The following is a 6,652-nucleotide window of genomic DNA, read 5'->3' on the forward strand; positions in this document are numbered from 1 at the left end:
GGCTGTACCCGGCGGCGAGGGCAGCATCAAGTGTTCCTTCGCCGCCGTCGGCCATCGGAACCACCTCGACGGCGAGCTCCGGGTCTGCCGAAAGCAGCCCTGCCCGCAGGTGAGCGGCGACCTCGGGGGCGGTCAGCGACCCCTTGAACTTGTCCGGCGCGATGACGATCCGCATGTGGCTATTACACCAACAGGGAGATGGCCGTGGGGGCGTCGTCGGCGGATTCGGCGAGGTCCTCGAACTCGTTGATCGCGTCGATGCCCGCGGCGCCCATGGCGATGTTGGTGACCCGTTCCAGGATGACCTCCACAATCACCGGCACGCGGTACTCCTGCATGAGCGCACGGGCCTTTTCGAAGGCGGCCTGCAGGTCATCGGCTTCCCGGACACGGATCGCCTTGCAGCCCAGGCCCTCGGCGACCTTGACGTGGTCAACGCCGTAGCCGTCGAGCTCGGGCGCATTCACGTTCTCGAATGCGAGCGACACGTGGTAATCCATCTCGAACCCGCGCTGCGCCTGGCGGATGAGGCCGAGGTACGAGTTGTTCACGACCACGTGGATGTACGGCAGCTGGAACTGCGCACCCACGGCCAGTTCTTCGATCATGAACTGGAAGTCGTAGTCACCGGACAGCGCGACGACGGTTTCCCCCGGGCTTGCCTGCGCCACACCGAGGGCGGCCGGCGCGGTCCAGCCCAGCGGTCCGGCCTGGCCACAGTTGATCCAGTTGCGGGCCTCGTAGACGTGCAGGAACTGTGCACCGGCAATCTGGGACAGCCCGATGGTCGACACGTACCGGGTGTCCCGGCCGAACGCCTGATTCATCTCCTGGTACACCCGCTGCGGCTTGACCGGCACGTTGGTGAAGTTGGTCTTGCGCTGCATCGTGGACTTCCGCTGTGCGCAGTTCTTGACCCAGGCGTTCCAGTCCGGCAGCCCCTGCTGCTCCTTGCGTTCACGCGCGATCTCAACCAGCCCGCTGAGGGCGGCACCGGCGTCGGACACGATCCCGAAGTCCGGCGCGAAGACGCGCCCGATCTGCGTGGGCTCGATGTCGATGTGCACGAACTTCCGGCCCTTGGTGTACACGTCGAGGGCACCGGTGTGGCGGTTGGCCCAACGGTTGCCGATGCCGATCACGAAGTCAGACTCGAGCATGGTGGCGTTGCCATACCGGTGCGAGGTCTGCAGGCCGACCATGCCGGCCATCAGCTCATGGTCGTCGGGGATGGAACCCCAGCCCATCAGCGTGGGGATCACCGGGATGTTGAGCAGCTCGGCGAGTTCCACAAGCTGCGCGGAGGCGTTGGCGTTGATGATGCCGCCGCCTGCCACGATCAGCGGGCGTTCAGCGGCGGTCAGCATGTCCAGCGCCTTCTCAAGCTGCTTGCGCGTGGCTGCGGGCTTGTGGACCTGGAGGGGTTCGTAGGTATCAGGATCGAACTCGATCTCGGTCTGCTGGACGTCGATCGGCAGGTCGATCAGCACCGGCCCGGGACGGCCGGAACGCATCTCGTAGAACGCCTTCTGGAACGCGCCCGGAACCTGCGCAGCTTCCAGGACAGTCATGGCCATTTTGGTGACCGGCTTGGCGATCGAGGAGATATCGACGGCCTGGAAATCTTCCTTGTGCAGCTTCGCCACGGGAGCCTGGCCGGTGATGCAGAGAATCGGGATGGAGTCCGCCCACGCCGAGTAGAGGCCTGTGATCATGTCGGTTCCGGCGGGGCCGGAGGTGCCGATGCAGATCCCGATGTTGCCGGCCTTGGCACGAGTGAATCCCTCGGCCATGTGGGAGGCGCCCTCAACGTGGCGGGCGAGGACATGGTGGATGCCGCCGTGGGCTCGCATCGCGGAATAGAAGGGGTTGATCGCCGCGCCGGGCAGGCCGAACGCCGTGGTGGCGCCCTCCTTCTCCAGGATCGCAACGGCTGCGTCGACAGCGCGCATTTTGGGCATGGTGTGCTCCTACTGAGGGAAGTTTTGCGCAGCTCAGGCGACTTGCGACGTCGTCGGCTCGCCTAAGCTGCACGGAAGTTTGGGTTTTATTTGCCGGAGAGCTGGTTGATCAGCTTGAAGAGGCCGGAGTGGTCCAGGCCGCCGTCGCCCGTGTTGACGAGCGAGGCAACCAGCTGCGCGACGACGGCACCCAGTGGGGTGGCGACGCCGGCTTCACGGGCGGCTGAGGTGACAATGCCGAGGTCCTTGTGGTGCAGGGCGAGCCGGAAGCCGGGGTCGAAGTTGCGGTCGAGCATCTTCTGGCCCTTCTGGTCGAGTACCTTGGAGCCGGCGAGGCCGCCGCCAAGGACCTTGAGGGCGGCGTCGGTGTCCACGCCGTAGGCCTCGAGGAAAACGATCGCTTCGGACAGAACGCCGATGTTGACGGCGACGATGAGCTGGTTTGCAGCCTTCACGGTCTGGCCTGAGCCGGACGGGCCGACATGGACGATCGTCTTGCCGACTGCGGCAAGCACGTCCTGTGCGGCTTCGAAGTCTTCCTTCTCGCCGCCCACCATGATGGACAGGACGGCGTCGATGGCACCCTGCTCACCGCCCGAAACCGGTGCGTCCAGCGGGCGGAGCCCGGCAACACGCGCCTGCTTGGCTAATTCCACGGCAACGTCGGGTCGGATACTGCTGGCGTCGACCCAGAGGGCGCCCTGCTTCGCGTTGGCGAAGACGCCGTCGTCGCCTGTTACGACGCCCTCGACGTCCGGTGAGTCGGGCACCATGGTGATGACGACGTCGGCGTGCTTGACTGCCTCGGCAATGCTGGCTGCTGCTGACCCGCCTTCGGCGACGAGCTTGTCCATCTTGTCCGAGCTGCGGTTGAACCCGGTGACGGTGTAGCCGGCCTTGACGAGGTTGATGGCCATGGGCAGGCCCATGATGCCGAGTCCGATGACTGTTACGTTTTTCATGGTCATTCCTTGTTATGAGCGGGCAGCGTTATGAGCGGGCGGCGTGGTCGCGGATGGCCCAGTTGAAGGCGGCGTCCGCCGGTTCCTTGTACTCGAGTCCGATGTGGCCGTCGTAGCCGAGTTCGCGGCTGCGGGCGATCCACTCCCCCAGCGGCAGGTCGCCGCTTCCGGGAGCTCCACGGCCGGGTGCATCGGCGATCTGGATGTGGCCGAAGTCTTTGGCGTGGTTCTCGATGACCTGGCCGACATCGTCGCCGTTGACCGAGAGATGGTAGAAGTCGGCAAGGAGCTTGATGTTGCTCTTGCCCGTTTTCGCTGTGACCTTTTCGATGACATCGAGTGCATCCTGCGCGGTCAGCAGCGGATACCTGTCTGCACCGCTGACGGGTTCCAGGAGGACGGTGCCGCCGATCCGTGAAACAGCATCCGCCGCAAACGCGAGGTTCTCGATGGCAACAGCGTCCTGCTCCTCGGGGCTGACGCCCGCGACGCGGTTACCGTACAGCGCGTTGAAGGCCCTGCAGCCCAGCCGTTCACCGATTCCGACGACGACGGGGACGTTCGCTCGGAAGTCCGCCTGCCGTTCGGGCCAGGACACCAGGCCACGGTCACCGCCCGGCATATCGCCGGCGTTGAAGTTGAGGCCGGTGAGCTGCACGCCGGCGTCAGTGATGGCGTTCTCGAAGGCTGCAACCTCCGAAGCAGACGGGGTGGAGGTGCTGAAGGGCCACCAGAACTCGACAGCGTCAAAGCCTGCTTTCTTCGCGGCAGCCGGGCGCTCGAGCAGAGGCAGCTCGGTGAGAAGGATGGAGCAGTTCACTGTGTAGGTCATCGTTGATCCTCGGGTGCTTGGCCAAACGGTCATTCCGTAATGCGGAAGTAACTTTCTGTCTAATGAAAGAGTAGGGCTAAACCGCGAGACGCGTCAACCGTCCCAGAGCACCCCGGCGGACAGAATTGGCCCTTAGCGTCACCTCCACCCCTTCGGAACGCCAAGGCTGACCCTTAGGGCCACATTTGGGACGTGCGGCTCGGCACCCGATCAGGCGGCGGCGGTTCGAGCGGCCCGGGCGAAGGCACGAAGGATCCGTTCCTTGAGCTTCACCTCGTCAAAAAGGTCCTTCCACTCGATCCGAAGGACCGTCCACCCATCCTCCATCAGCGCCTTCTCCCGGCGTCGTTCCTCGAAGATTGCCTGCTCGGTCGGGCGGTAGTCGAAGTACTTCACCTTGCCGTCGAATTCGAGAGCGACTTTCCGCTCGCGCCACCCGAAGTCGAGCCGGTACTCCCCGTGGCGGGTGTGAACAGCCAGTTGCTGCTCCGGCATCGGCACCCGCATGACCGTCATGGCATGGAGCGCGAGCGTCTCCCCAGGGGATTCGGATAGTGAACTGGCAACCGCCAGCACCTTCCTGGCGCGGTGTATCCCTTTGTGACCGGGACGTTCGCGGACGGCTTTCTCCATCACGGCCCGATCCGCACCGAGCTGCAGCCCATGCTCCACCAGAACCAGCGCCGACTTATGCGGAAGGATCCGTGAGCAGTCGACAACTGTGCGCTCAAGCGAAGTCGTCCGTACGCCACGGATCTCGACGACCTCCCCCTCGGAGAGCCGCGCCTGATGCACCCGAACGTCAGGCGCGCGACTCGCGGATGACAGCGCTGCCTGCTGGGTCACATGGATGAGGGAATCGGCGTTCCACAGGTGCAGACCGTGCAGTCGCGCCGCTGACGTGTGGCTATAGGTTCTCTCTGCGACGGCCGCGGCGGCCGTCACAAGTCGGTGTGCGTAGATCATCTGGATCCCGCGCTCTCCGGCCGACAAGCCGTGCCAGCGGGAATGATGGATATAGCAACCCCTCCGGAGCCGCACGAGTGACCCGACGGCAACCAGTTCTCTTACTTGGGCCGTGGACAAGCCTCGTTCCTTGAGCACGCGCGTGAGCCATAGGGCGTTGCCTGATAACCAGGGAGGTTCTGCCATGACTCAAGGGTGCGCTCAACACCGGCGTCGATCAGGCGCACGTCGCGCTATGTGCACAATCCGCCCCTTACCGGCTCGGTGCGCGTCCCAGAAGTGGCCCTCCGCGTCAGAAGCGACCGATTCGAACGAGCAAACCCGTGCCCAACGGCCACTTCTGCGCGATAGCCTTAAGGAGGAGAGGGGATCCAATGAAAAACGCGCACCAGCATGACGAAGTCACAGCGGTCATCGAGTGGCCGCGACCGTTGAGCGCGCAGGCGCTCAAAACCATCAAGACAGTGCTTCTGGGCGTCCTGGTGGTCACCGCACTCGTGCAGATCGTGCCGTTCCAGATGCTTGGCGGGCTCGCCAATCACCTCTTCACCATCCTCCTGATCCTCTCCTGGGCAGGGCCCGCCCGCCGGTTCTTCCGGCAACGTGCTGACCGATCCAGCACTGGCGGATCCAGCACTGACGAATCAAACACCGACGGACCCAACGGGGAACGCCGCGACGGGCCCTCTGAGGACAGGTAAGGCCTCAGGGAACGAGCAGCTCCGCGACCGTGACTGGCCCCTCAAGCACTAGCCGAACCACCGAAAGCGTTGCGCCGGAACGGCACGTGAGCGGAACTTCCACATCACCGGAGTACCCCGCCACAACATCGGCGGCTCCCACTTCCCGCCAGGTACCCGCGGGCCCGGGCACCTGAATCCGCAGCACGCCACCTCCGCTGCGCACCACGCGAACCGAGACCGACGACGGCGCTGACCCGTCCCAGCCGCGGTAGGTCAGCGTGCCGCGCAGGAGGGCCGGGTCGGCGACGGTCACTGCGGTTCCCCGTAGCGGAGTCTCGGGAACCAGCAGGGCGTTGGCCGATTCGTCGAACAGTTCGGCCCGGGTCCATGTCCCGCGCTTGCGGAGTGGGCTGCCCACGCCGTCCACCTCCAGGGAGACGGCCAACGGCAGGTCCTCAGCGGAACGTCCGATCAACAGGTCATAGGACCCGGGTTCCACCACCATTCGCTCCGCGGTAAGGCTATAGGTCGCGAGCTTTTGTTCGTCCACGGAAAGCACGACGACCGACCGCTCTCCCGCCTGCAAGGACACCCGGGAATGAGCGACGAGCCGCCGTCGCGGGTAACCCGACCGCTCTGAAGTGGCGTACACCTGCACCAGCTCGTGAACCTGCCTGTCCCCGGCGTTCCGCACGGTGACCTCCAGGGAGCCGTCCACCAGCTCCGCCGACTCATACTCCACAGGTGCGTAACCCAGCCCGTGCCCCACCGGATAGAGCGGTTCGGCCGTGCTGTAGTGGTAGGTCGATCGTGAGCTGATGATGTCGTAGTCGAGGATGTCCGCGAGGTCCGCGTCCCGCGCCCACCACGTCTGCGGCAGCCGTCCGGAGGGCTCACGGTCTCCGCTCAACACGTCCGCAACACCACGCCCGAGCTCCTGCCCGCCATGCGAGGACCAGACAACTGCCGGTGTGTCCGCAAGCTCACCGAGCGCGTAGGGATAGGACGAAACGATCAGCAGCACGGTCCGGGGGTTCGCCTCGCGCACCACGCGAATCAGCTCCTGCTCACTCTGCGGCAGGTCCAGTGTGGTGCGGTCCAGGGTTTCGCGCCCGCCCAAGTGCGGATCATTTCCAACGACGACGACGGCGACATCCGCCGATGCTGCTGCCTGACGTGCCGCTTCGGTTCCTGAACGAAGGGTCCGCAGCATGAAACGGTCGGCGTCCTGCTCGGTGCCGGTGACCA

7 protein-coding genes are annotated in these 6,652 nt (G+C 65.0%); 1 reads left to right on the plus strand and 6 read right to left on the minus strand.

Translation table 11 applies throughout. The annotated features are described in order from the left end of the window. From RIF85_RS13635 to RIF85_RS13655, 5 genes are all read right to left on the minus strand, one after another. Positions 1 to 175 (minus strand): glycerate kinase (locus RIF85_RS13635; protein ID WP_309072448.1); only part of this gene is annotated, 175 nt, incomplete at its 3' end. Between the two features lie 7 nt (positions 176 to 182). Continuing rightward, complete coding sequence (gene gcl, locus RIF85_RS13640; protein ID WP_309072442.1) at positions 183 to 1,961, minus strand: glyoxylate carboligase; 1,779 nt, start codon at positions 1,959 to 1,961, stop codon at positions 183 to 185. An 86-nt stretch (positions 1,962 to 2,047) separates the two neighbouring features. Further along, the gene (locus tag RIF85_RS13645) at positions 2,048 to 2,923 is read right to left on the minus strand and encodes a 2-hydroxy-3-oxopropionate reductase (RefSeq protein ID WP_309072443.1); all 876 of its coding nucleotides are present in this window, start codon (positions 2,921 to 2,923) and stop codon (positions 2,048 to 2,050) included. 28 nt (positions 2,924 to 2,951) lie between these two features. After that, positions 2,952 to 3,755, minus strand: a complete 804-nt coding sequence (locus tag RIF85_RS13650; protein ID WP_309072444.1) for a TIM barrel protein — start codon at positions 3,753 to 3,755, stop codon at positions 2,952 to 2,954. A gap of 210 nt (positions 3,756 to 3,965) precedes the next feature. Then, complete coding sequence (locus tag RIF85_RS13655) at positions 3,966 to 4,907, minus strand: hypothetical protein (protein ID WP_309072445.1); 942 nt, start codon at positions 4,905 to 4,907, stop codon at positions 3,966 to 3,968. 188 nt (positions 4,908 to 5,095) lie between these two features. On the opposite strand from RIF85_RS13655, the gene RIF85_RS13660 reads away from it, so the two are divergent. Further along, a complete protein-coding gene (locus RIF85_RS13660) occupies positions 5,096 to 5,422 on the plus strand; it encodes a hypothetical protein (protein WP_309072446.1) in 327 nt (108 codons plus the stop codon). Between the two features lie 4 nt (positions 5,423 to 5,426). On the opposite strand, the gene RIF85_RS13665 is transcribed toward RIF85_RS13660, so the two are convergent. Next, the coding region (locus RIF85_RS13665; protein WP_309072447.1) for a glycoside hydrolase family 3 C-terminal domain-containing protein at positions 5,427 to 6,652 on the minus strand (1,226 nt) is incomplete at its 5' end.

The sequence above is a fragment of the Arthrobacter sp. genome, assembly GCF_031179385.1.
Classification (GTDB): Bacteria; Actinomycetota; Actinomycetes; order Actinomycetales; family Micrococcaceae; genus Arthrobacter_D.

Coding starts and splice junctions, on each gene's coding strand:
- RIF85_RS13660 (WP_309072446.1), top strand. CDS start 5,096: ATGAAAAACGCGCACCAGCATGACGAAGTCACAGCGGTCATCGAGTGG.
- RIF85_RS13650 (WP_309072444.1), bottom strand. CDS start 3,755: ATGACCTACACAGTGAACTGCTCCATCCTTCTCACCGAGCTGCCTCTG.
- gcl (WP_309072442.1), bottom strand. CDS start 1,961: ATGCCCAAAATGCGCGCTGTCGACGCAGCCGTTGCGATCCTGGAGAAG.
- RIF85_RS13655 (WP_309072445.1), bottom strand. CDS start 4,907: ATGGCAGAACCTCCCTGGTTATCAGGCAACGCCCTATGGCTCACGCGC.
- RIF85_RS13645 (WP_309072443.1), bottom strand. CDS start 2,923: ATGAAAAACGTAACAGTCATCGGACTCGGCATCATGGGCCTGCCCATG.